This is a genomic window from Streptomyces sp. NPDC111520 (assembly GCF_055635295.1).
Window position 1 is genome coordinate 1 of sequence record NZ_JBVKBW010000026.1, and the last position, 23627, is coordinate 23627.

The window sequence follows — 23627 nt, forward strand, 5'->3', positions numbered from 1 at the left end:
GTGCAGTCCTAGACAGCTCCACCACACCGGAGGTCTTCGCCTTGATCAAGCCCCCGCAGGTGTCAACAACGCTCGTGATCAATACACCTAGCAGCTGGGGACCTTGCCGCCGCTCTGCAGGGCGTCCAGTGCGTCGATCGCCCCGTCGAGGGTGGTGACGGGCACCAGTCGCAGCCCCTCGGGGAGTTCGGCCCTGGCGTCGGCGCACTCGGCCTTCGGGACGAGGAAGACGGTCGCGCCGTCGCGCCTCGCGGCCTGCTCCTTGAGCGGGACGCCGCCGACCGGGCCGACCTTGCCGGCGGCGGTGATCGTCCCCGTACCGGCGATCCTGCGGCCGCCGGTGAGGTCGCCGCCGCGGCCGTTGCCCTCGATCTTGTCGATGATGCCCAGGCTGAACATCAGGCCCGCGCTGGGCCCGCCCACGTCCGCGAGGTGCAGGGTGACATCGACGTCCGAGGGGGAAAGCCGCAGCTGCCGCAGGGCCGCCGCGGTGGCGTCCTGCTGGGACTCGGTCATCTCCGCCTGGTTGTGCTGCTCGATCTCCTTGACGGTGCCGCCGGTCGGGTAGACCGCGTCGCGCGGCATCACGGCCCGGTCCGTGGCGAACCAGGCCGTGAGGACGTCGCCGAAGCGGACGGTCGCGTCCGGGTTCGTCGCGGCGATGGTCGTCATCCGCAGCTGCCCCGAGGTGTCGCGGGTCTCGGTACCGGTGATCGTGATCACCGGCTTGCCCTGGTCGTCGCCGAGGACGTCGGCCGTCAGCCCGGGCACGACGATCGAGATCGGCAGCGGCGCGAACAGGGCCACCGCCAGCAGCGCGGCCACGAGCGCGGCGCAGACGGCGAGGATCCGGTTCCGGGCGGAGGCGAAAGGCATGGGGTGAATCTAGTTCACGGGAGCGGCGCGGCGTGCCGGGGCCCGGTGGACCCCGGTACGGCGGCGTCCCTCACCGCAGGGCGTCGGCCACCTCCAGGGCCGCCTCGACGACCCGCGGACCCACCCGTTCGGGTATCGCGTCGGCGAGCATCACCACACCGACGCTGCCCTCGATGCCCGGGACCCCCACCAGCGGGGCCGCGGCGCCGCTCGCGCCGGCCTCCAGCTCGCCGTGGGTCAGGACGTAGCCGGGGCCCTCGGAGCAGCGCGGATCGGGCTCGTACGGCTGCACGCTGCGCCCGGCGAGGATGGCCCGGCCCGCGGCGCCGCGGTCCAGGGAGTGCCGGAAGCCGGTGCGGTAGGCGACGTGGTAGTCGGTCCAGCTCGGCTCGACGACCGCCACGGCCAGCGCCTCGGTGCCGTCGACCAGCGTGAGGTGGGCGGTGGCCCCGATGTCCTCGGCCAGCGAGCGCAGGGCGGGGAGCGCGGCCTCGCGCAGCAGCGGGTGCACCTGGTGCGCCAGCCGCAGCACGCCGAGGCCGACCCGGGCACGGCCGCCGAGGTCCCGGCGGACCAGGGAGTGCTGCTCCAGGGTGGCCAGGAGGCGGTAGACCACCGTGCGGTTCACGCCCAGCTTCGCCGCGAGCTCCGTGACGGTCAGTCCGTGGTCGGTGTCGGCCAACAGCTTCAGGACCCGCAGGCCCCGATCGAGCGTCTGAGAGGTCTCCGCGGTCACGACGCCCCCTTCTCGTGTGAGTGGCGGCTCATCTCTCACGTCGGGAGCACTGCCGGTCCCGCGGCAGAGCGCGGAGAGGCCACCGGTCTGGCGGTACCGGCTGGCGCCCCGAGGCTGCTCTGCCACGGCGCGTTGCGTGAGCGGAACGGTAGCGATGCGTACCGCTCAGCGGAAGACTTCGTCCACAATCCGGTCACGTGACCGGAGCAGCGGGGGCGCCCGACGTAAATCTTCCGCCGAATCGCCCCTCGCGCCGCAAGATTCACACCAGTGTTGATGCCCTGTCAGCAGCGGGACGGAGCACCGCGGATGAGGGAACGTCCGCCGCTCAGCGCATCCGGGTCGCCCACTCCTGGACCTTCTTGATGCGCTCGTTGAGCTGCCCCGCCGTCGCCTCCGCGCTCGGCGGACCGCCGCACACCCGGCGCAGCTCGTTGTGGATGACGCCGTGCGGCTTGCCGCTCTGGTGGTTGTACGCCGCGACCATCGTGTTCAGCCGCTTGCGCAGCTCCAGCAGTTCCTTGTGCGTGACGATCGGCCGCCGCTCGGCGGGAAGTTCCAGCAGGTCCGCCTCACTGTCCGGCTTCTTCCTGCTGTGGGCGATCTGCCGGGCCTGCCGCTTCTGCAGCAGCAACTGCACCTGGTCCGGCTCGAGAAGGCCCGGAATGCCCAGGTAGTCCTGCTCCTCCTCGCTGCCCGGATGCGCCTGCATGCCGAACTCGGCGCCGTCGTACAGCACCCGGTCGAAGACCGCGTCGGACTCCAGCGCCTCGAAGGGCAGCATGTCCTGCTCGCCGGTGTCCTCGTCCTGCTGCTTCTCGGCCTCCTCCAGCTCCTTCTCGGACTCCGCGTACGGGTCCTCCTCGCCCTCCTTCTTCGGCTTGTCGAGGGCGTGGTCGCGCTCCACCTCCATCTCTCCGGCGAATTCCAGCAGCGTGGGGATGGTCGGCAGGAAGACCGAGGCCGTCTCGCCGCGCCTGCGGGACCGCACGAAGCGGCCGACCGCCTGCGCGAAGAACAGCGGCGTGGAGATCGTCGTCGCGTAGACCCCGACGGCCAGCCGCGGGACGTCCACGCCCTCCGACACCATGCGGACCGCGACCATCCAGCGGTCGTCGCTCGCGCTGAACTCCTCGATCCGCGAGGACGCCCCGGTGTCGTCGGAGAGCACCACGGTCGCCTTGTGCCCGGTGATCTCCCGGATCAGCTTGGCGTACGCGCGGGCCGTGTCCTGGTCGGTGGCGATCACCAGCGCACCGGCGTCCGGGATGGACTTGCGGACCTCCGTCAGCCGCTGGTCCGCGGCGCGCAGCACGTTCGGGATCCACTCGCCGGTCGGCGCCAGCGCGGTCCGCCAGGCCTGGCCGATCGCGTCCTTGGTCATCGGCTCACCGAGCCGCGCGGAGATCTCGTCGCCGGCCTTCGTGCGCCAGCGCATGTTGCCGCTGTACGAGAGGAAGATCACAGGGCGCACGACGTGGTCGGCGAGCGCGTTGCCGTAGCCGTAGGTGTAGTCGGCGGAGGACCGGCGGATGCCGTCGTTGCCCTCCTCGTACACCACGAACGGGATCGGGTTGGTGTCCGACCGGAACGGCGTCCCGGTCAGCGCCAGCCGCCTGGTCGCCGGCTCGAACGCCTCCAGGCACGCCTCGCCCCAGGACCGGCTGTCGCCCGCGTGGTGGATCTCGTCCAGGATCACCAGCGTCTTGCGCTGCTCGCAGCGGTTGCGGTGCAGCATCGGGCGCACACCGACGCCCGCGTAGGTCACCGCGACCCCGTGGTAGTCCTTCCCGACCGGCCCCGCGCTGTACTCGGGGTCCAGCCTGATGCCTATCCGGGCCGCGGCCTCCGCCCACTGCTTCTTCAGGTGCTCGGTGGGGGCGACGACGGTGATCTGCTGCACGAGGTGGTTGTGGAGCAGGTACGAGGCCAGGGTGAGCGCGAAGGTCGTCTTGCCGGCGCCGGGGGTCGCGACGGCCAGGAAGTCACGTGGCTGCGTCGCGATGTACCGGTCCAGGGCACCCTGCTGCCAGGCACGCAGCTTGCCGGCCGTGCCCCAGGGGGCGCGGCCGGGGAAGGCGGGCGACAGGTGGTGCGAGTGCGAGTTGCTGGCGCTGTGCGGGGCGGTGGTAGTCACGGTCTCCGGTGACGGGTCGGGTACGACAACCGTCACAGCCTACTGGGGCGGTGTCCGTGCCTCGGGCTGCGGCACCGACCGGGCCCGTGGTCGCGGCCCGGGGTGGTATGCGGGTGCGTTGTGCCTGCGGCGGGGCGGGGCGGGCAGGATGGCGGGTGGCTGGGGCGGGCGTTTCGGCTGCTCAGCCTCGTCGCCTGTCGCGCCGAAGAACCGGCGCACCGCTGGAGGGCACGAACGACCCGGGAGGAACCCCGCTCAGGCGCCGGCGAGGCGGGCCAGGACGCTCCCGATCGCCGCGGGGGCGGAAACCTCCCCCGCCGCGACCGACACGACCAGGCCGTACGCCGCGTCCTGGTCGGCCGACCGCAGGTCGACCCCGTTCAGCGCCAGGAACACCGCCGCCGCCAGCCACGCCGTCCGCTTGTTGCCGTCGACCAGGGGATGGTTCGCCGCGATCGCGTGCAGCAGCGCCCCCGCCGCCGCGAAGACGTCGTCCCCGTAGGCCTCGACGCCGAACATCCGGGCCCGGGGCCGGTGCACGGCCGACGCGAGCAGCCCGGGCTCGCGCAGTGCGGGGGGTTCGCCGCCGCAGGCGAGGCGGGCCAGGTCGGTGACCTCGGCGAGGGTGAGGTGGCGCACGGTCACGTCACTCCCCCAGCCTGCGCAGCAGGTCCGCGTGGGCGGCGGCGTACGCCTCCCCCGCGGCCCGGACGCGCGCGGCCTCGGCCGCCTCGTACGCCCGCACCGCCGTGCGCACGAACTCCGCGACCGGCACGCCGTGCGCGTCGGCGAGGTCGCCCAGGGACTCCCACTCGGCGTCGGTGAAGACGACGGTCAGCTCTTTCACACCGGGACGGTAACGCCCCGGCGCGTCCGCCTCACCCGGTTTTCGGGTGGAGCCGCACGGCGACGCCGACGCCCGCGAGGGCGAGGACGGCCATGGGGAGGAGGACGGCCGTGAACGCGCCCGCCGCGCCGCCGAGGGCGGCGAAGACGGTGCCCGCGGCGGCGACGAGGACGACGCTGGACAGGGCGTCGGAGACCTGGAGGGCCGCGGAGTTGGCGCCGGCCTCGGAAGGGGGCGAGAGCTTGAAGAGGATGACGCTCAGGGAGGAGATGACCAGGCCCGCGCCGAGGCCGCCCACGCCCCACGCGGCGGCCGCGCTCCAGGCGGGGGCGGCGTCCAGCAGCGGCAGGGCCGCGCCGGCGATCGCGGCGGCCATGAGGAACATGCCGAGGACGACGAGGCGTTCGCGGTGGGGTTCCAGGCGGGGGCGGCCCTGGATCCAGGAGCCGATGCCCCAGGTGACGCCGCCGCCGGCCAGGGAGAGCCCGGCGAGGGTCGGGGACATGTGCCGCTGGGTGACGAGCATGAGCGGGACGAAGCTCTCGGCGCCGAGGAACGTGCCGGAGGCCACACCGCGCAGGAGCACCACGGACGGCAGCCCTCGCGCCGCGCGGAAGGTCCCGAGGGGCAGCAGCCGCAGCGCGGACGGCACGACCAGTGCGGCGCCCGCGGCCGCGAAGACCAGGGACAGCGGCCGCAGGTCCTGCCCGGCGTACTGGAGCAGCCCGGCGCCGGCGGAGACGGCGAGGGCGAGGCGCAGCCGACGGCGGTCGGGGGCCGCGCGGTCGTCGGGGGGACGCTGCAGGGAGGTGCGGCGCAGCGCGGGCAGGCCGACGAGGAGCGGGAGCACGACGAGCACGGGGATGGCGAGGAAGACCCAGCGCCAGCCGAACTGCTCCGTGACCGTGCCGGCCACGAGCGGGCCGACGATGGAGGGCAGCACCCAGGACGCGGCGAAGGCGGCCATCACCGCGGGCCGCAGGCGTTCTGGGTAGGCAAGGCCGACGACGACGTACAGGGCGACGATGACGAGTCCGCCGCCGATGCCCTGCACGGCGCGGCCCAGCACGAACGGCCACATCGACTGGGCGGTGCCGGAGACGACCAGGCCGGCGGCGAAGGCGGCGATGCCCGCGACGAGCGGCGCCAGCGGGCCGCTGCGGTCGGACCACTGGCCGCTGACGACCATCGCGAAGAGCGAGGTGGTGAAGTAGCCGGAGAAGGCGAAGGCGTACAGCGGCAGCCCGTCCAGCTCGCGTGCGGCGATGGGCATGGCCGTGCCGACGGCGGTCGCCTCGAAGGCGATGAGCAGGACGACCGAGACCATCGCGAGGGTCAGCGCGCGGTAGCGGCTGCCCAGCACGGTGTCGGTGCCGGTGTCCGGCGCGGCGAGGAGCATGCCTGCATGGCCGGATACCGGCTCGGTGTCTGCGGTGGTCACCACGACAGGGTAAGGGGTCAACATGGACCTTGCCCCTGGCACCCCGGTCGGCCTTTCGGCCTAGGACCGGGAGAAAGCCGGCCAGGGCAGGGAAGGCGTAGGCCATGCCGCACTACACCTCGTACGACGGAACCGAGCTCGCCTACACGGACCGGGGCGAGGGGCCCGTACTGCTCGCCCTCGCCGGCGGCCCGGGTCGGGACGCCGCCTACCTGGGCGACCTGGGCGGCCTGGACCGGGGCAGGCGCCTGGTGGTCCCGGACAGCCGGGGAACCGGGGCCAGCCCGCCGGCCGGCGACCCGCTCACCTACTCCTTCCCCCGCCTCGCCCAGGACGTGGAGGCGCTGCGCCGGCACCTCGGCCTGGAGCGCTTCGCGCTGCTGGCGCACGACGCGGCCGCCGCGACCGCGCAGGCGTACGCCGCCGCCTACCCGGAGCGGCTGACGCACCTCGTCCTGGTCACCCCGGGCTCCCGGCTGCAGGGCGCGCTGCCGGACGACGCCCGGGAGATCTTCGAGGGCCGGGTCGGTGAGCCCTGGTGGCCGGAGGCGGTCGCCGCCCTGGCCGAACTGGAGAGTGCCGACGACCTCGACCGGGTGCGCACGCTGCTGCTCCAGGTCGCGCCCATGGCGTACGGCCGCTGGGACGAGCCCCAGCGCGCCCACGCCGCCGCCGAGGGCGGCCAGTTGCACCCGGTCCCCCGCGCCGGGTTCTGGCAGGGCATGGACGAGCCGGCCCGGCTCGCCGTCCTGGCCCGGCTGCGCGAGGTGACCTGCCCGGTCCTGGTCCTCACCGGCGACCGCGACGCCGTCACCGGCATGCGCGCCGGCGAGGTCGTCGCGGCCTGCTTCCCGGACGCCCGGCTGCGCCCGCTGCACGCCGTCGGGCACTTCCCGTGGGTGGACGAACCCGAGCTGTTCCGCCCGGTGGTGGAGGAGTTCCTGTCGGGCGCCCCCGGCGGTTCGTGAACGCCGTGTGGCAGTCCTGTTGCGGGCCCCCGGGAACCGTTGACCCCCTCCCGGGGGCCGCGCCTATGGTCGTCGTACGTCACCGACGCACGGCCGTGTGCCCGAGTGGTTCAGGGGCTCGACTGCAAATCGAGTTACGTGGGTTCGATTCCCGCCACGGCCTCCGCGCGAAGGGCCCGGTCCGCACGGACCGGGCCCTTCGTCGTCAGTGGCAGTGGGTCAGCCCTGGGGGCGGGCCACCGCGTGCTGGGGGCGGATGGGGAGGCGGCTGACCGGGCGGCCGGTGGCGGCGCGGACGGCGGAGGCGACGGCGGCCGGGGAGACGACGACGGGGGCCGCGCTGGCGGCCTTGGCGCCGAAGGGGGCGAGCACGTCGCGTTCCTCGATGAGCCGGACCACGCGGATCGCGGGCGCGTCGAGCGCCGTGGGCAGCGAATAGCCGGTCAGGTTGGGCCGCTTGATGACGCCGCGGGGCGCGCGGAGGTCCTCCATCAGGGCCATGCCGACGCCCTGGGTGACCCCGGCCTCGATGCGGGCGTGCAGTTGCGCGGGGTTGAGGATCCGGCCGACGTCCTGGGCGACGGCCATCTCCACGACCCGGACCGCGCCGAGTTCGATGTCGACGTCCACGACCGCGCGTACGGCGCAGAAGGCCAGGCCCACGAAGGCGTCGCCCTGGCCGGTGTCGTCGAGCTTCTCGGTGGGGTGCGGACGGCACTGGGCGGTGGCCCACAGCTCCTTGCCGGCCAGCTCCTCCTCGACGGTGGTGGAGAGCACCCCGTCGTACGAGGTGATCTTGCCGTCGGCGATGGAGAGCAGCTCCGCCGACATGCCGAACTTCCCGGCGAGCGGCTGCAGCAGCTGGGTGCGGACCATCTTGGCGGCGCGTTCGACGGCCCCGCCGGAGACCCACGTGTGGCGGCCGCGGGCGGCGGCGCCGGCCGGGGGCTGGTCGGTGTCGGAGGGCAGCACGCGGACGTCCTCGACGCCGAGGACCTCCTGCACGATCTGCCGGGCGAGGGTGGCGAAGCCCTGGCCGGTGTCGACGGCCGCGCAGATGACGGTGGCGGCGCCGTCGTGGACGCGCACCGTGGCGGTGGAGACCTCGTCGGTGCCCTCGGCCCCGAGCATGTGCACCATGCCCAGCGCGTAGCCCACGCCGCGGCGTACCGCGCCCGGCTCGCCCGCGCCCTCCAGGCCGCCGGGGAGCAGCCACTCGGACTCGTCGTCGTCGACGGGCAGCGGGGGCAGGTCGGTGTCGCGCACGGCCTTGAGCAGTTCACCGACGGGTGCCGGGCAGGTGACCGTCTGGCCGGTGGGCAGCAGGTCGCCGGTGGCGATCACGTTGCGCATGCGGATCTCGGCCGGGTCCAGGCCGAGTTTGGCGGCGAGCTTGTCCATCTGGCCCTCGTAGGCCGCGCAGACCTGCATCGCGCCCTCGCCCCGGACGTGGCCGGAGGGCGGGTTGTTGGTGCGCACCGCCCAGCCCTCGACGAAGACGTGCGGGACGACGTAGGGCCCGGCGGCGAAGGCGACGGCCGCGGCCAGCGCGTCGGCGGAGGTGTCGGCGTACGCGCCGGCGTCCAGCAGCACCTGGGCCTCGACCTTGACCAGCCGGCCCTCGGCGTCCGCGTGGTGGCGGTAGCGCAGCAGCGTCGGGTGGCGGTGGTTGTGGCTGAGGAAGGACTCCTCGCGGGTGGCCACGAACTTCACGGGGCAGCCGGTCTTCAGCGCGAGCAGCCCGAGGGGGATCTGCACCCCGGAGTCCTCGCGGTCGCCCATCGCGCCGGGCACGCCGGTGACGACGACCTTGACCCGGTCCTGTTCCAGCCCGAAGCAGGCGGCGGCCAGGTCGCGGTCGGTGTGCGGGTCGGTGGAGGCGACGTACAGCTCCACGCCGCCGTCGGGGCGGGGCACGGCGAGGCCGGCCTCGGCGCCGACCGGGGCCGGGTCCTGGCGGCCCACCCGGTACAGGCCCTCGACGATGACCTCGCCGACCGCGTCCGGGTCGCCGAACTGCAGCGGGATGTGCCGGATCAGGTTGCCGTCGGGGTGCAGCGGGGCCGCCGCGAAGGCCCGTTCCGGGTCGATGACGGGCTCCAGCACCTCGTACTCGACGTGGATGGCGGCGGCGGCGAGCCGGGCGGTGTCGGGGTGGTCGGCGGCCACGGCGGCGATGGCCTCGCCGTGGTGCCGGACGGTGTCCTTGGCGAAGACCGGACGGTCGGCCACGCGGCGCCCGTGCATGACGTCGCCCGGGACGTCCTCGTGGGTCACCACGGCCCGCACGCCGGGCAGCGCGGCGGCCTCGGTCGTGTCGACCGACAGGATGCGGGCGTGCGGGTGCGGGGAGCGCAGCACGGCCGCCCACAGCAGGCCCTCGGCCCACAGGTCGGCGGCGTACGGATAGGTGCCCTGGGCCTTGGCGAAGGCGTCCGTGGCGGGCAGGGAGGCGCCGATGCCGTGCGGCGCGGACTGATGCTCGGCGGCGCCGGTCGCGACCGTCGCGGGGGTGCCCACGGCCGGGGTGGCCGTCGCGGCGTCGGGGCCCGTCATCGCGCGTACCTTTCGCTGCCGCGAGGGGGGAGGTGGTGCCGGTTCGGGAGGTTCGGGGTGCTCACGCCGGGCCTCCGGAGGAGGGGCGCGGGTGCGGGACGCGGATGCCGTCGGTGGGGTCGCCGGCGGTGTCGTCCGCGGCGGCCTCGGCGGTCTCCTCGCGCTCGGCCACGACCTGGCGGACGGCCTCCAGGACGCCCTGGTAGCCGGAGCAGCGGCAGAGGTTGCCGCTGATGGCCTGCCGGGTCTCCAGCTCGGTCGGGCTGTGGTTGCCCTCGAGCAGGTCGTGCACGGTCATCGCCATGCCGGGGATGCAGAAACCGCACTGCACGGCCCCGCACTCGGCGAGCGCACGCTGTACGTCCGAGGGGCCGCCGTCGGCGGACAGCCCCTCGACGGTGCGAATGTCGCTGCCCGCGGCGGTCGCCGCGGGCACCAGGCAGGAGGCGACGAGCCGGCCGTCGACCTTGACCGAGCACGCGCCGCACTCGCCCTGCTCGCAGCCGTCCTTGGCGCCGGCGAGGCCGAGGCGCTCGCGCAGCACGTACAGCAGGGACTCGCCGAGCCAGGCGTCCGTGACGGGCCGGTCGGTGCCGTTGACGTTGAGGACGTAGGAGTCGACCGGGTGCTCGCTGTGCGCGTCCGCGCCGGGCCCTTCACCGGTCTCCCCGGCCGCCTCCTCGGGGGCCCGCGGCTCCTGCTCCGCGAGGTCCGCGCCGAAGTCCTGGGCGAGGTCCGCGCCGAGGTCGGCGCCGTGGTCCTGGGCGGGGTCCGCGCCGAGGTCCTGGGCGGGGTCCGCGCCGTGGTCCTGGGCGGGGTCCGGCGCGGGCGGGAAGCGGTACTCGCCGGACTCCTCGGCGACGCCGTCCGGGGCGAGCGGCAGCTTCCACTGGCCGGTGGCGTCCGCGGGCAGCGACCAGCCACCGTCGGCCGGCCCCGCGTGCGGCAACGGGGGTGCCTGCGGGGCGGCGGGGGCGTGCCAGGACTGCGCCGGGTCGGGGGCGGTGGTGGGCACGAAGGCGCCCACCGAGTACTCGCCGGAGTCGTCGGCGGTGGCGTCCTCGCGCACCGCGGGGATCGCCCACGTGGTCGCCGCGTCCTCGGCGGACGGGACGGCGGGCGCCTCGACGTGGGCGGGCGGCATCGGGAGGGAGGGCGGCTCGGGCGCGTAGCCGTGGCCCGGGGCGGCGAGGGGGTCGGCGCCCGGCTCGGTCATGGACAACTGCGCCGCGAAGGAGACGTGCATGGTCTGGTCGGGGTCGTACTCGCCGTGGGGCAGGGGCTCCCACACCCCGTGCCCCGGGGTGAATCCCCCGCCGTGCGGCACGGGGGTCCCCTCGTGCGGCTGGTCGGTCATGCGCCCGTCCGGTGTCCTGTCGTCGTACACGTCGTCACTCATGCCAGTGCCCTCCCCAGCGCGCGGCGGGCCAGTGCGGCCACCGTACGCCGCAGCTGGACGGCTGCGGGGGGCAGTTCGGGGGCCGTGGTCCCGTCCGCGGCCGGCAGCGGGTCGGGGATGCAGGCGGCGGCGACGTACTCGCCGAAGGCCGTCAGGGCCTCCGGTGCCAGCGTGCGCTCGCCGTCCCAGTCGATCAGCCCGGCGACCCAGCGTTCGGCCTCGAGCGGCCGCAGCGGCACCGGTGCGACAGCTCCCACCGCGCAGCGTACGCCCCGGCGCGCGGGATCGAGCACGACGGCCAGGGACGCGATCGCGCGGCCGGGCCCGGTGCGGCCGGTGGCCTTGAGGAAGGTCTGCGGCGCGTGCAGCAGCGGGACCCGCACGTACGCCAGGACCTCGCCCGGCCGCAGCGGGTCCATGCCGGTGAGCAGGTGGCTGACCGGCAGCTCGCGGTTGCCGTCCGGGCCGGCGACGAGGACGGACGCCTCCAGGGCGGCCAGCACCGGCAGCGAGTCGCCGGTCGGGGCGGCGCTCGCGATGTTGCCGCCGAGCGTGCCCGCGTTGCGGATCTGCGGGGGCCCGGCGGCGCGGGCGGCCGCGGCCAGGGCGGGGATGAGCGCGGCGAAGTCCGGGCGGCCCATGCGGGCGTGGGTGAGGCCGGCGCCGAGCAGCGCCGCGCCGTCCGCGTACTGCCAGCCGCGGATCTCGCTGATCCGCCCGAGACCGACCAGCCCCGAGGGACGCAGCAGCCCGGAGTTCACGGCCGCCATGAGGTCGGTGCCTCCGGCGACGGGCACGGCGGTGGGCGCGGCGGCCAATGCCGCCACGGCCTCGTCGAGCGAGGTCGGCAACGCCACATTGCGCGCTGCCTGCCGTGCGTACGTGCTCACGCAGCTGCCCCTTCCCCGGCTGTCCGCGGTGCGGTAGCCGTACGGTACGTGCTGACAGCCCGGACGTGGCAACTCTGGCACATCTTCCGGGGTGATCAACGCGAGGGTCGCAAAGGAGAGCCCGCCTTCCGGATGGACCTACGTCCGGTTTGCGTCTTTCTCCAGGTTGCGATGGGAATGGCCTCCTTCACGCGCCTTGCCGTGATTGGCCACACCACCCTGCCATCTCCCGCCTCGCCCGGCCCCGGGTTGTGGCATGCCTCACACGATCGGGGGCGGCCCCTCGATCGGGCGTCCGATGACGCCCGGACGCCGCTGCCACGGCCGCGGACCGCCCGGCGGCCGGTATTCGACCCCCAGTGCGTCAAGTCGCCCGTAGTGGGTGGTCATTCGGGCCGCGAAGCCCTCGTGGTCGCGGGCCGCGGGCGCGGGCAGCCGGCTCCAGACCGTCTCGGCGAAGGCGGCGAGCCGCGGGAAGGCCATGTAGTCCACCGCGCGGACCGAATCCATCGTCTCCGTCCAGATGTTGGCCTGCGCGCCGATGACGTGGGCGGCCTCCTCGGCGGTGAGGTCGTCCGGGACGGGCTCGAAGCGGTAGACGTCCTCCAGGGTGCGCACGTGCGCGATCGGCACCGGCTCGTCCTCGCCGTCCGACTGCCGCCAGTCCAGGTAGACCTGGCTCTCCGGGCACATCACGACGTCGTGCCCCGCCCGGGCCGCCGCGACGCCGCCCGCGTAGCCGCGCCAGGAGGAGACGGCGGCGCCCTCGGCCAGTCCGCCCTCCAGGATCTCGTCCCAGCCGATCAGCCGGCGGCCGCATGCGGCCAGCCAGGCGTCGAAGTGCCGGACGAACCAGCTCTGCAACTCGTCCTCGTCGCGCAGCCCCAGTTCCTTGATGCGGGCCTGGACGGTGGCGGAGGCGCGCCACTGGTCCTTGGGGCACTCGTCGCCGCCGATGTGGACGAACTCCGAGGGGAAGACCTCCAGGACCTCGGCGAGGACCTCCTCGTAGAAGCGCACGGTGGCCTCGGTGGGCGCCAGCACGTTGGGGTTGATGCCCCAACCGGTCAGCACGGGCAGGGCGCCGGTGTCGACCACGTCCGCGTTGCCGAGTTCCGGGTAGGCGGCGATGGCGGCCTGCGAGTGGCCGGGGACGTCGATCTCGGGCACGACGGTGACGTGCCGTTCCGCCGCGTACGCCACGATCTCGCGGAGGTCGTCCTGGGTGTAGTAACCGCCGTGCGGGCGCTCGTCCCACAGCGGGGACTCGCGCAGTCCGACCTTGGTGCGGGTGCGCCAGGCGCCGACCTCGGTCAGGCGCGGGTGGCGGCGGATCTCCACCCGCCAGCCCTGGTCGTCGGTCAGGTGCAGGTGGAGCACGTTCAGTTTGTGCGCGGCCAGCAGGTCGACGTAGCGCAGGACGACGTCCTTGGGCATGAAGTGCCGTGCCACGTCCAGCAGTACGCCGCGCCAGCCGAAGCGCGGGGCGTCCTCGACGGAGCAGTGCGGCAGCCGCCAGGCGCTTCCCGGCAGCGGCGCGCGCCGGAAGGCGTCGGCGCCGAGCAACTGCCGTACGGTCTGGGCGCCCCAGAACACCCCCGCCGCTCCGCCGCCTTCGATGAGCACGCCGTCCGCGGCGGACACCGTCACGCGGTGGCCCTCCGCGCCGAGGCGCCCGGTCACCCGCGGGTCCACGCGGAGCGTGATCGTGCCGGGCGTGCCCGCGGGCGGCGGGGGCAGCCGGAGCCCGGTGGCGGCGCCGACGGTGGCACGCAGCCAGTGCGCGGTCCCCTCGGTGCCGGGACCGGCGTCCAGGGTGGTGCCGGGGCCCAGGTCCACATGACCGCCGTCGCCGTGCCGGTGCGCCTCGACGGGCGCCGGGATGAGGTCCATGGCGCCCATCCTGCCGCGCCCACGGCAACTGGAATAGACCAATCGCCGCATCTTTCCGGCCGGTGTCCGGCCCGTGTCCGGCCTGGTCCCGCCCTCAGCCGGCCCTCAGCCGGCCGCCCGGCGCGCCCTGTTCAGCGCGAGGACGGGGATCAGCATGCCGACGACGCACCACAGGACGTGCGCCACGGTCACCGCGGACCACAGCGCCGTGGAGGTCGCGCCCGCCACCGAGAGGGCCACGACGGTGCCGATGAGGGCGACGACGGCGGTCAGTTGGAGCACGGCGTGCCGGCCGGGCAGGAAGTGGCGCTGCAGGAAGGCGTCGCCGTACCACCAGCGCACCGCGCGGGCGGCGGCGAGCAGCACCACGACGCCGCCCGCCGCGACGCCCAGGACGGCCGGAAGCGGCCACGGCGTCCCGTCGGCGGCTGAGGCGGCCGCCAGACCGGTGGCGGCGAACGGCAGCACGGGCAGGAGGGCCCCGGCGGTCAGGGCGGCGGCCCGGGCGCGGGTCGGGTCCCCGTGCAGCTCGGCCCTCGCCAGGGCGCGTACGGCCTGCAGACGCCCCCGGCCGGTACTGCCGGAGCGGCGGGCCTGCAGCAGCCACAGCGCGCCCGCCAGCGCCGCCAGGGCGGCCGTCCCGCCCGCCAGCACCCACGGGTCGGCGAACAGCACCAGCGCGGCCACCAGCAGCGCCGGCACGAACCGCGGCCACCGGCGCCCTCCCGCCACGTCGGAGGGTGCGGCACCGAGCTCCAGGGCCCGTGCGACGGCCGTGCGGCGCTCGGCCCGGGCGGCCGGGCGGAGCGAGAGGTCCAGCGCCCGTGCGAGCGCGACGTGCGCCTCGGCCTCGCGGGGCGCGATCAGGACCGCCCGCCGGGCGGCGGCGACCGCCTCGGGACGGCGCGAGAGCATCCGGCAGGCGTCGGCGACCAGCACCTGGGCCCGCCACTCGCGGGGCCGGGCGGCGGCGACCCGCAGCCCGAGCCCCAGGGCCGCGTGCGCGTCGCCGAGCATCAGCAGGACGAGACCCGCCAGCAGCGGCGGATCGGGGTCGCCGGGCTCCGCGTGGGCCAGCGCCCAGTCGACAGCCTCCCGGGACCGGTCGGCGCGCCGTTCGTAGGCGAAGACCCTGGCCCGTACGAGGTAGCCGAAACTGCCGTTGCGGGCGACGAAGGCGTCGTCGACGAGCGAGTGCGCCATCTCGAAGCGCCCCCGCTCGCACAGCCCGAAGACCCGGTCCGCCGTGACGGCGTCGTCCTGCGCCATGTCCCCCCGAACGCGCGGGGTACGGCCGCGGTGCCGCGGCCGTACCCGCCGGGTGCCGTGGCGGCCGCTACTTGCCGCCCTTGTCCTTGTCCCCGCCACCGGTGGGCATGGATTCGAAGATCTCCTTGCACATCGGGCAGACCGGGTACTTCTTGGGGTCCCGGCCGGGCACCCAGACCTTCCCGCACAGCGCGACCACCGGCGACCCGGAGAGCGCGCTCTCCATGATCTTGTCCTTCTGGACGTAGTGCGCGAAGCGCTCGTGGTCGCCATCGCCGTTCGACGCCTGCGGGGTCGGTTCGACGAGGGTGCCGGTGCCCGCCCCGCGCTCGGGCTCGAGAGTGCTCATGGCACGCAAGCCTAATTCAGAGACGGATCGTCCGGATACGTCGCGACCATCGCGAGTTCGCTGCGCTGCCTGCGCAGCACGGAGCGCCACAGCTGTTCCGGGTCCGGGGAGAAGACGTCCCCCGGTTCGGACTCCACCACGTACCAGGCACCCTCGACGAGCTCGTCCTCCAGTTGGCCGGGCCCCCATCCGGCGTAGCCGGCGAAGATGCGCAGGGAGCCCAGCTCGGCCGCCAGGAGCTCCGGCGGCGCCTCCAGGTCCACCAGGCCGATCGCGCCGAACACCCGGCGCCAGCCGAGCGGCTCCGCGTCCTCGCCGTTGCGCGGCTCACCGGGCACCACGGCCAGGCCCAGGGCCGAGTCCAGGGAGACGGGCCCGCCCTGGAAGACGACCTGCGGCGCGCCCGCAAGACCGGCCCAGGACTCCAGGACGTCGCCGACCCCGACGGGCGTCGGACGGTTGAGGACGACGCCGAGCGACCCCTCCTCGTCGTGGTCGAGGAGGAGCACCACCGCCCGGTCGAAGTTCGGGTCCGCGAGCGCGGGCGTCGCGACGAGCAGTCTGCCGGTGAGCGATGACACTTCGGTCATGGTCAACATAATCCCGCATTCCGCCGCCGCGCGGGGTGGCAACGACCCCCTTTCCCGGCCCGGGGGCCGCGCCCGGGGCGCAGGGGCGGCCACCCTCCGGAACCGGGCGGGCGCACAGGGTGCTGTAGCGAAGCCATTACATGAGTGGGACCTCACAGGCCTCTTCCGGGCGCCGGAAGGCCGATTACCATTTCTCCTTGGTGCCTGCGGGGACCGAGCTTCACTTCTGCCCGTCTCCAGGAACGCGAGAGCAATGACCGGCCTCAAGGACGTACTGCTTGTTCACGGTGGCACCCCCCTCGAGGGGGAGATCCACGTCCGCGGCGCGAAGAACCTCGTGCCCAAGGCGATGGTGGCCGCGCTGCTGGGAGGCGAACCCAGCCGGCTGCGCAACGTGCCCGACATCCGTGACGTGCGTGTGGTGCGGGGCCTGCTGCAGCTGCACGGCGTGACGGTGCAGACCGGTGACGAGCCCGGGGAACTGGTGCTCGACCCGTCCAAGGTGGAGAGCGCGAACGTCGCGGACATCGACGCGCACGCGGGCTCCTCACGGATCCCGATCCTCTTTTGCGGCCCGCTGCTGCACCGCCTCGGGCACGCCTTCATCCCGGGCCTGGGCGGCTGCGACATCGGCGGCCGGCCGATCGACTTCCACTTCGACGTGCTGCGCAAGTTCGGCGCGGTCATCGAGAAGCGCCCCGAGGGCCAGTACCTGGAGGCCCCGCAGCGGCTGCGCGGCTGCAAGATCGAGCTCCCGTACCCGTCGGTCGGCGCGACCGAGCAGGTGCTGCTGACGGCCGTCCTGGCCGAGGGCGTCACCGAGCTGAGCAACGCCGCGATCGAGCCGGAGATCGAGGACCTCATCTGCGTCCTGCAGAAGATGGGCGCCATCATCACGATGGGCACCAACCGCACCATCCACATCACCGGCGTGGACAAGCTCGGCGGCTACAACCACCGCGCCCTCCCGGACCGCCTGGAGGCCGCCTCGTGGGCCTGCGCGGCCCTGGCCACCGAGGGCAACGTCTACGTCCGCGGCGCCAGCCAGCGCGAGATGATGACCTTCCTCAACGTCTTCCGCAAGGTCGGCGGCGCGTTCGAGGTCGAGGACGACGGCATCCGCTTCTGGCACCCCGGCGGCCCGCTCAACGCCATCGCCCTGGAGACGGACGTCCACCCCGGTTTCCAGACCGACTGGCAGCAGCCCCTGGTCGTGGCCCTCACGCAGGCCTCGGGCCTTTCCATCGTCCACGAGACGGTCTACGAGTCCCGGCTGGGCTTCACCTCGGCGCTCAACCAGATGGGTGCCCACATCCAGCTCTACCGCGAGTGCCTGGGCGGCACCCCCTGCCGGTTCGGCCAGCGCAACTTCCTCCATTCGGCGGTCGTCAGCGGCCCGACCCGGCTGCAGGGCGCCGACCTGGTCATCCCGGACCTGCGCGGCGGCTTCTCGTACCTGATCGCGGCCCTGGCCGCGCAGGGCACCTCGCGGGTGCACGGCATCGACCTGATCAACCGCGGCTACGAGAACTTCATGCAGAAGCTGGAGAAGCTCGGCGCCAAGGTCGAGCTGCCCGGCACGGACTGACCGGCCCCCGCCGCACAGCACACGAAAGGGCGGCCTCCCCGCGGGGAGGCCGCCCTTTCACATGTCGCGTCGATCGCGGAATTACTTGCCCTTGGCGGCTTCCTTGAGCTTCGAGCCCGCGGAGACCTTCACGCTGTAGCCGGCCGGGATCTGGATCGGGTCACCGGTCTGCGGGTTGCGCGCGGTGCGCGCGGCACGGTGGCTGCGCTCGAAGGTGAGGAAGCCGGGGATGGTGACCTTCTCGTCGCCCTTGGCGACGATCTCGCCAACGACCTCGGCGAACGCGGCCAGAACGGCGTCGGCGTCCTTGCGGGTCACCTCGGCGCGCTCGGACAGCGCGGCCACCAGCTCACTGCGGTTCATCTAAGTACTCCTTGCATGGAAACCCCCAACGTCGACCGTCGGGGAAGACGCATTGTGAAGACGCTCATCGCGCTTCTGCGGTGCGGCCCTCACCGCCCAGGTACGCATCCTGCCCCTATTTCTGGGGGAAACGCCAATCCGGCACCCGGGAGAGTCACACAAAAAGCGGGTCGTGTACGGCCCGATGACGCTCCGTCGTCACGACGTCGCGGTGAGGCCCTGCGCCTTCGCCGCCTCGCGGACGGCGCCGGCGACGGCGCCCGCGACCTTGTCGTTGAAGACGCTCGGGATGATGTAGTTCGGGTTGAGTTCGTCCTCCGTGACGACGTCCGCGAGGGCGGTGGCCGCCGCGAGCATCATCTCGGTGTTGACCGTACGGCTCTGGGCGTCCAGCAGGCCGCGGAAGACGCCCGGGAAGACCAGCACGTTGTTGATCTGGTTCGGGAAGTCGCTGCGGCCCGTGGCGACCACCGCGGCGGTCTCCCGGGCGACCGCCGGGTCGACCTCCGGGTCCGGGTTGGCCAGGGCGAAGACGATGGCGCCGTCGGCCATGGCCGCGACGTCCTCGCCGTCCAGGACGTTGGGGGCGGAGACGCCGATGAAGACGTCCGCGCCGCGCACGGCCTCCCGCAGGGTCCCGGTGACCTCCTCCGGGTTGGTGTTGTCGGCGATCCAGCGCAACGCCGACCCGGGGCCGGCTTCGACCAGGTCCTCGCGGCCGCTGTGCACGACACCGTGGATGTCGGCCACGACCGCGTGCTTGACGCCCGCCGCGAGCAGCAGCTTGAGGATGGCCGTGCCGGCCGCGCCCGCGCCCGACATGACGACCTTGACGTCGCCGACCTGCTTGCCGACCACGCGCAGCGCGTTGGTCAGCGCCGCGAGCACCACGATGGCGGTGCCGTGCTGGTCGTCGTGGAAGACCGGGATGTCCAGGGCCTCGCGCAGCCGGGCCTCGATCTCGAAGCAGCGGGGCGCCGAGATGTCCTCCAGGTTGATGCCGGCGAAGCCGGGGGCGATCGCCTTGACGATCTCCACGATCGCGTCGGTGTCCTGGGTGTCCAGGCAGATCGGCCAGGCGTCGATGCCCGCGAAGCGCTTGAAGAGCGCCGCCTTGCCCTCCATGACCGGCAGCGCGGCCTTCGGCCCGATGTTGCCGAGGCCCAGCACGGCCGAGCCGTCGGTGACCACCGCGACGCTGTTGCGCTTGATGGTCAGCCGGCGGGCGTCCTCGGGGTTCTTGGCGATCGCCATGCAGACCCGCGCCACACCGGGGGTGTAGACCATGGAGAGGTCGTCACGGTTGCGGATGGGGTGCTTCGACGCCATCTCGATCTTGCCGCCGAGGTGCATCAGGAACGTACGGTCGGAGACCTTGCCGATCGCGACGCCCTCGATCTGCGCCAGCTTGGCGACGATCTCGTCCGCGTGCGCGGTCGAGGTGGCCGCGATGGTCACGTCGATCCGCAGCTTCTCGTGGCCGGAAGCGGTCACGTCCAGGCCGTGGACCGCTCCACCGGAGGCCTCCACGGCCGTGGTGAGCTGGCTGACCGCGGATCCGCTCGCGGGCACCTCCAGCCGCACCGTGATTGAGTACGAGACGCTCGGCGCCGTTGCCATGGCCGCTGTTCCTCCGCTGTCGCTGCTTCGTGCGCCCTCGATGCTGCCACCTACTGGTGGGTACGCGTAAACCCGGGGGGCCTACGACAAACTGTCGAGCAGCGATGGGTGTCAACGGAAGCTTGTGTGCTTAATGTTCCCCCAGCCGCCACCGGAACGGCGCACACGGACGGAATGACAATCGCGGATCCTTTGTTAGCCTGGGTGAGGCACCGGCTCGATCCAAGCCCCCGGGCCCAACCTTAGGCGCTTCGAGCGCCCACTTGCCGCGAGGCGAGCATGGCGGGTCGGTGTCACATGCGTCCGGCGGGGCGCCCCCTCTCGAGGGGGCGCCCCGCCGTCGTTCCCGGCGGCGGTCAGTCGCGCAGCAGGTCGGGGACGCCGGCGGGGTCCGGCAGGTCGCGCCCGCTCGAGAGCACCGTCAGCCGCTGGGTGGCCCGGGTCAGCGCCACGTACAGCACCCGCAGCCCCGCCGGGGACTCGTCCGCGATCTCCGCCGGCGAGACGACCAGCGTCGCGTCGTACTCCAGGCCCTTGGCCTCCAGGCTGCCCAGCGCCACGACGCGCTCGCCCAGCCCCGCCAGCCAGCGCCGGGCCTCCTCGCGGCGGCCCATGGCGACGACCACGCCCACCGTGCCCTCGACCTCGCCCAGCAGCCGTTCCGCCTCCGCGCGCACCGCCTCGCCGGGACCCGCGTCGGCGGCCACCACGAACCGGGGCACCAGCCCCGTGGAGCGCACCGCGCGCGGCGCCTCGCTGCCCGGCATGGCCAGCGCCAGCACCTTCGCCGCCAGGTCCGCGATCTCGGCCGGGTTGCGGTAGTTCACGGTGAGCGTGAAACGGCGGCGCGGACGGTTGCCCAGGGCCTCGTCACGGGCCAGGGCCGCCTCGTCCGGGTCGGTCCACGAACTCTGCGCGGGGTCGCCGACCACCGTCCAGGTCGCGGCACGGCCCCGGCGGCCCACCATCCGCCACTGCATCGGGGTGAGGTCCTGCGCCTCGTCGACGATGACGTGCGCGTACTCGGTGCGCTCAGCGTCTAGCCGGTCCTGCCGGCTGCGGCGGCCGCCCGCCATCCGGTCGGCGAAGGTGGTGACCTCCTCCAGACCGGTCAGCTGGTCCAGCGGGTCCGCCTCACGGCTGCGCACCTTCGGCGGCGGGCCCAGCAGGGCCTCCAGCTCGTCGAGCATCGCCACGTCGTGCACGGACAGCGCCCCGTTGCCCGCCGCGTCCAGCCGGCGCAGCGAGCGCGCCACCCGGCGCACCTCGGGCGGTGTCAGGACCCGCCGCGCCCAGCGCCCCAGCCGCTTCTCGTCGGAGAGCGCCGCCAGCACCCCGCGCGGGGTCAGCACCGGCCACCAGGCGGCCAGGAAGTCCACGAAGTCCTGCTCGGTGGAGACGTCCTCGTCGAAGCCCTGCCGCTCCTCGGCGGCGAGCTCCGGGTCGTCGAAGCGGCGTCCCGCCTTGCGCCACAGCGCGTCCAGCAGCAGACGACGGGCCCGGGGCCGCAGCAGGTTCACCGGGGTCGTGCCGCCCAGCACGGCGTGCCGGATCGCCGACAGCTCCTCGGCCTCCAGTTCCAGCCGCCGCCCGAACGCCACCACCCGCAGCCGGTCCGGGCAGCGCCCCGCCCCGGTCCCGTACTCCAGCACCCCGCGGGCGGCCTTGCGCAGCACCCTCAGCATCCGCAGCGAGCCCTTGATCCGGGCGACCGCCGGATCGTCGTACGTGGTCGCCTCGGCGCCGTCCACCAGCGAGCCCACGGCGCGGATCGCGACCTGGCCCTCCTCGCCCAGCGAGGGCAGCACGCCCTCGGTGTACGCCACCAGCAGCGGCGTCGGGCTGACCACCAGGATCCCGCCCGCGTACCGGCGCCGGTCCTGGTAGAGCAGGTACGCCGCCCGGTGCAGGGCCACCGCCGTCTTCCCGGTGCCGGGCCCGCCCGTCACCTCGGTGACGGAGGCCGCGGGGGCCCGGATCACCACGTCCTGCTCGGCCTGGATGCTGGAGACGATGTCCCGCATCGTGTGGCTGCGCGCCTGGCCCAGCGCGGCCATCAGCGCGCCGTCGCCGACCACGGGCAGCCCCGTCGTCAGTTCCGGGCGCAGCAGGTCGTCCTCGACACCCAGCACCTTGCGGCCCTTGGAGCGGATGACGCGCCGCCGCACGACCCGGCCGGGCGCCACCGGGGTCGCCCGGTAGAACGGCGCCGCGGCGGGGGCCCGCCAGTCGATCACCAGCGGCGCGTAGTCCGCGTCCAGCACGCCGAGCCGGCCGATGTGCAGGGTCTCGGCGACGTCCGCCGTGCCGTCGGGCCGGATCGCGTCGTCCGCGGGCTCCACGGAGGTGAACGCACCGTCCGGGCCCTTCTTGCCGTCCTCGCCCCGCAGCAGGTCGATCCGGCCGAAGAGGAAGTCCTCGAACTCCGAGTTCAGCCGGTTCAGGTGCAGCCCCGCCCGGAACACCTGGGCGTCGCGCTCCGCGAGCGCGCCCGGCGTACCGACCTGACCGCGCTTCACGGCGTCGTCCATGAGGAACTCCGCCTCGTGGATCTTCTCCTCGAGCCGGTCGTACACCCGGTCCAGATGCGTCTGCTCGACTGCGATCTCCGTGTCCCGGACCGCTGCCACGCAGGACCCCCTTCTTGTTCTTCCGTACGTCACGCGCCGTGCGCGCCGCCCCGGCGAACGGGGCAGCCTGTCACCGTACGCCAACCAGGCGTTTGCCGCCCACTCGGCGACCGCCTCCGGGCACGGCTCCGCGGCCGCGGTCCCGGCGTGGGGGCGGGGCTGTGCGCCGGGTTCCGGCTCTCCCGCCGTCTCGCGCCCGCAGGGCGCGAGACGAACCCGCACCCACCCGACCGCCCGCGCCCGGGACGTCACCCCGCAGCGGGGCCGTACTTCACGTCCGCGGCCGGATCCAGGGCCAGGCGATAACCCCGCTTGACCACCGTCTGGATGAGTTTCGGCGCCCCGAGCGCCGCCCGGAGCCGCGCCATCGCCGTCTCGACGGCGTGCTCGTCGCGCCCCGCCCCCGGCAGCACCCGGAGCAGGTCGGCCCGGGAGACCACCCACCCGGGACGCCGGGCGAGGGCCCTGAGCAGGGCCATCCCCGCCGGGGGGACGGCGTGCAGCTCCCCGTCGACGAGGGCCGCGTGGCCGCGGATCTCCAGGCGCCGGCCGGCCACGGGCAGCGGGCGCGCCCGCCCCGGGAGCTCCGCGGCGAGCAGCTGGACGAGCGGCCCCAGGCGGAAGCGTTCGGGCTGGGCGGTCGGGACGTCGTGGGCCTCCAGGGGCAGCGCCGTGACGGGTCCCACGCAGGCCGGGAGGACGTCGTGGCGCAGGGCGTCGAGCAGCTCGCCGCGCCGGCCCCGGCGTTCGGCCCGGTCCAGCAGGGAGGCCGCCGCCGGGGCACTGGTGAACGTGACCGCGTCCAGCCCGCGCGCGACGGCCGCGTCGATGAGCCGGTCGACCGGGCCGAGGTCCTCCGGCGGCATCCAGCGGTAGACGGGGACGCCGACGACCTCCGCGCCGGCCGCGCGCAGCGCCTCCATGAAGCCGGGCACCGGCTCCCCGTGCAGCTGGACGACGACGCGCCGGCCGGCGACGCCCTCGTCCAGCAGCCGGTCCAGGACCTCCGCCATCGACTCGGACGCCGGTGACCAGGACTCCCTGAGCCCGGCCGCGCGGACCGCGCCCCGCACCTTGGGGCCGCGGGCGAGCAGTTCGACGTGGCGCAGCCGTTCCAGCAGGGTCTCGCCGAGGCCCCAGCCGTCGGCCGCCTCGATCCAGCCGCGGAAGCCGATCGCCGTGGTGGCGACCACGACGTCGGGGCCGCGGTCGAGCAGCCGCTTGGTCGCCGCCAGCAGTTCGGTGTCGTCGGGCAACGGGACGATCCGCAGCGCGGGGGCCCGCATGACGACGGCTCCGCGCCGCTCGAGGAGGGCGCAGAGTTCGTCGGCGCGGCGGGCCGCGGTGACGCCGACCGTGAAGCCCGCCAGGGGGAGGACGTCTGCGTGTCGCACTTGCATGGCTCTTGCCTCGCTCCGCCGGAGGTACACGTGCAACGGAGGCCCGGGACCGTCCCGGGTCCCGGAGTCGTGCGC

General features: G+C 74.1%; 19 protein-coding genes and 1 tRNA gene. 3 read left to right on the forward strand and 17 right to left on the reverse strand.

The annotated features are described in order from the left end of the window. Positions 1 to 87: 87 nt before the first annotated feature. The 6 genes from ACZ7MY_RS38040 to ACZ7MY_RS38065 form a co-directional block, all read right to left on the reverse strand. Entirely contained in the window at positions 88 to 876 is a 789-nt protein-coding gene (locus ACZ7MY_RS38040; protein WP_499609580.1) for a S16 family serine protease, read from the reverse strand. A gap of 70 nt (positions 877 to 946) precedes the next feature. Then, positions 947 to 1612, reverse strand: coding sequence for an IclR family transcriptional regulator (locus ACZ7MY_RS38045; RefSeq protein WP_499609583.1), 666 nt, complete (start codon positions 1610 to 1612; stop codon positions 947 to 949). A 328-nt stretch (positions 1613 to 1940) separates the two neighbouring features. Further along, positions 1941 to 3749 carry a DEAD/DEAH box helicase gene (locus tag ACZ7MY_RS38050; RefSeq protein ID WP_499609586.1) on the reverse strand — a complete coding sequence of 603 codons (1809 nt, stop codon included), beginning with the start codon at positions 3747 to 3749 and terminating at the stop codon, positions 1941 to 1943. Between the two features lie 255 nt (positions 3750 to 4004). Then, positions 4005 to 4394, reverse strand: coding sequence for a type II toxin-antitoxin system death-on-curing family toxin (locus tag ACZ7MY_RS38055; RefSeq protein WP_499609588.1), 390 nt, complete (start codon positions 4392 to 4394; stop codon positions 4005 to 4007). A 1-nt stretch (position 4395) separates the two neighbouring features. Beyond that, positions 4396 to 4596, reverse strand: a complete 201-nt coding sequence (locus ACZ7MY_RS38060) for a hypothetical protein (protein WP_499609591.1) — start codon at positions 4594 to 4596, stop codon at positions 4396 to 4398. A gap of 31 nt (positions 4597 to 4627) precedes the next feature. Then, positions 4628 to 6061: an MFS transporter gene (locus ACZ7MY_RS38065; protein ID WP_499609594.1), complete on the reverse strand. Its 1434-nt coding sequence runs from the start codon at positions 6059 to 6061 to the stop codon at positions 4628 to 4630. A gap of 80 nt (positions 6062 to 6141) precedes the next feature. Between ACZ7MY_RS38065 and ACZ7MY_RS38070 the strand changes: the two genes are divergently transcribed. Then, positions 6142 to 7005 (forward strand): alpha/beta fold hydrolase, encoded by an 864-nt coding sequence (locus ACZ7MY_RS38070; protein ID WP_499609596.1) that lies wholly within the window; start codon positions 6142 to 6144, stop codon positions 7003 to 7005. Positions 7006 to 7096: 91 nt separating this feature from the next. After that, positions 7097 to 7168: transfer RNA gene (locus ACZ7MY_RS38075), tRNA-Cys, on the forward strand. Positions 7169 to 7224: 56 nt separating this feature from the next. Here the strand turns inward: ACZ7MY_RS38075 and ACZ7MY_RS38080 are convergent. The 7 genes from ACZ7MY_RS38080 to ACZ7MY_RS38110 all read right to left on the reverse strand — a co-directional run bounded on the left by ACZ7MY_RS38080 (position 7225) and on the right by ACZ7MY_RS38110 (position 15951). After that, complete coding sequence (locus tag ACZ7MY_RS38080) at positions 7225 to 9561, reverse strand: xanthine dehydrogenase family protein molybdopterin-binding subunit (protein WP_499609599.1); 2337 nt, start codon at positions 9559 to 9561, stop codon at positions 7225 to 7227. A gap of 61 nt (positions 9562 to 9622) precedes the next feature. After that, complete coding sequence (locus tag ACZ7MY_RS38085; protein ID WP_499609601.1) at positions 9623 to 10960, reverse strand: (2Fe-2S)-binding protein; 1338 nt, start codon at positions 10958 to 10960, stop codon at positions 9623 to 9625. Then, the gene (locus tag ACZ7MY_RS38090) at positions 10957 to 11850 is read right to left on the reverse strand and encodes an FAD binding domain-containing protein (protein WP_499609604.1); all 894 of its coding nucleotides are present in this window, start codon (positions 11848 to 11850) and stop codon (positions 10957 to 10959) included. The genes ACZ7MY_RS38085 and ACZ7MY_RS38090 overlap by 4 nt, the downstream gene beginning before the upstream one ends. A gap of 261 nt (positions 11851 to 12111) precedes the next feature. Continuing rightward, the gene (locus ACZ7MY_RS38095) at positions 12112 to 13743 is read right to left on the reverse strand and encodes a beta-N-acetylhexosaminidase (RefSeq protein ID WP_499609606.1); all 1632 of its coding nucleotides are present in this window, start codon (positions 13741 to 13743) and stop codon (positions 12112 to 12114) included. A 105-nt stretch (positions 13744 to 13848) separates the two neighbouring features. Then, positions 13849 to 15012, reverse strand: coding sequence for a hypothetical protein (locus ACZ7MY_RS38100; protein WP_499609608.1), 1164 nt, complete (start codon positions 15010 to 15012; stop codon positions 13849 to 13851). Positions 15013 to 15079: 67 nt separating this feature from the next. Further along, positions 15080 to 15361, reverse strand: coding sequence for a DUF3039 domain-containing protein (locus ACZ7MY_RS38105; protein WP_499609609.1), 282 nt, complete (start codon positions 15359 to 15361; stop codon positions 15080 to 15082). Between the two features lie 11 nt (positions 15362 to 15372). Next, positions 15373 to 15951, reverse strand: coding sequence for a YqgE/AlgH family protein (locus ACZ7MY_RS38110; RefSeq protein WP_499609611.1), 579 nt, complete (start codon positions 15949 to 15951; stop codon positions 15373 to 15375). Positions 15952 to 16204: 253 nt separating this feature from the next. Between ACZ7MY_RS38110 and murA the strand changes: the two genes are divergently transcribed. Next, entirely contained in the window at positions 16205 to 17539 is a 1335-nt protein-coding gene (gene murA, locus ACZ7MY_RS38115) for a UDP-N-acetylglucosamine 1-carboxyvinyltransferase (RefSeq protein ID WP_499609613.1), read from the forward strand. A gap of 81 nt (positions 17540 to 17620) precedes the next feature. Here murA and ACZ7MY_RS38120 read toward each other — a convergent pair whose 3' ends face one another. From ACZ7MY_RS38120 to ACZ7MY_RS38135, 4 genes are all read right to left on the reverse strand, one after another. Next, positions 17621 to 17902, reverse strand: coding sequence for an HU family DNA-binding protein (locus ACZ7MY_RS38120; RefSeq protein ID WP_018564081.1), 282 nt, complete (start codon positions 17900 to 17902; stop codon positions 17621 to 17623). 198 nt (positions 17903 to 18100) lie between these two features. Then, a complete protein-coding gene (locus ACZ7MY_RS38125) occupies positions 18101 to 19522 on the reverse strand; it encodes an NAD-dependent malic enzyme (protein ID WP_499609615.1) in 1422 nt (473 codons plus the stop codon). A 356-nt stretch (positions 19523 to 19878) separates the two neighbouring features. Next, positions 19879 to 22152 carry a HelD family protein gene (locus tag ACZ7MY_RS38130; RefSeq protein WP_499609618.1) on the reverse strand — a complete coding sequence of 758 codons (2274 nt, stop codon included), beginning with the start codon at positions 22150 to 22152 and terminating at the stop codon, positions 19879 to 19881. Positions 22153 to 22400: 248 nt separating this feature from the next. Beyond that, positions 22401 to 23546 carry a uroporphyrinogen-III synthase gene (locus tag ACZ7MY_RS38135; protein ID WP_499609621.1) on the reverse strand — a complete coding sequence of 382 codons (1146 nt, stop codon included), beginning with the start codon at positions 23544 to 23546 and terminating at the stop codon, positions 22401 to 22403. Positions 23547 to 23627 lie beyond the last annotated feature (81 nt).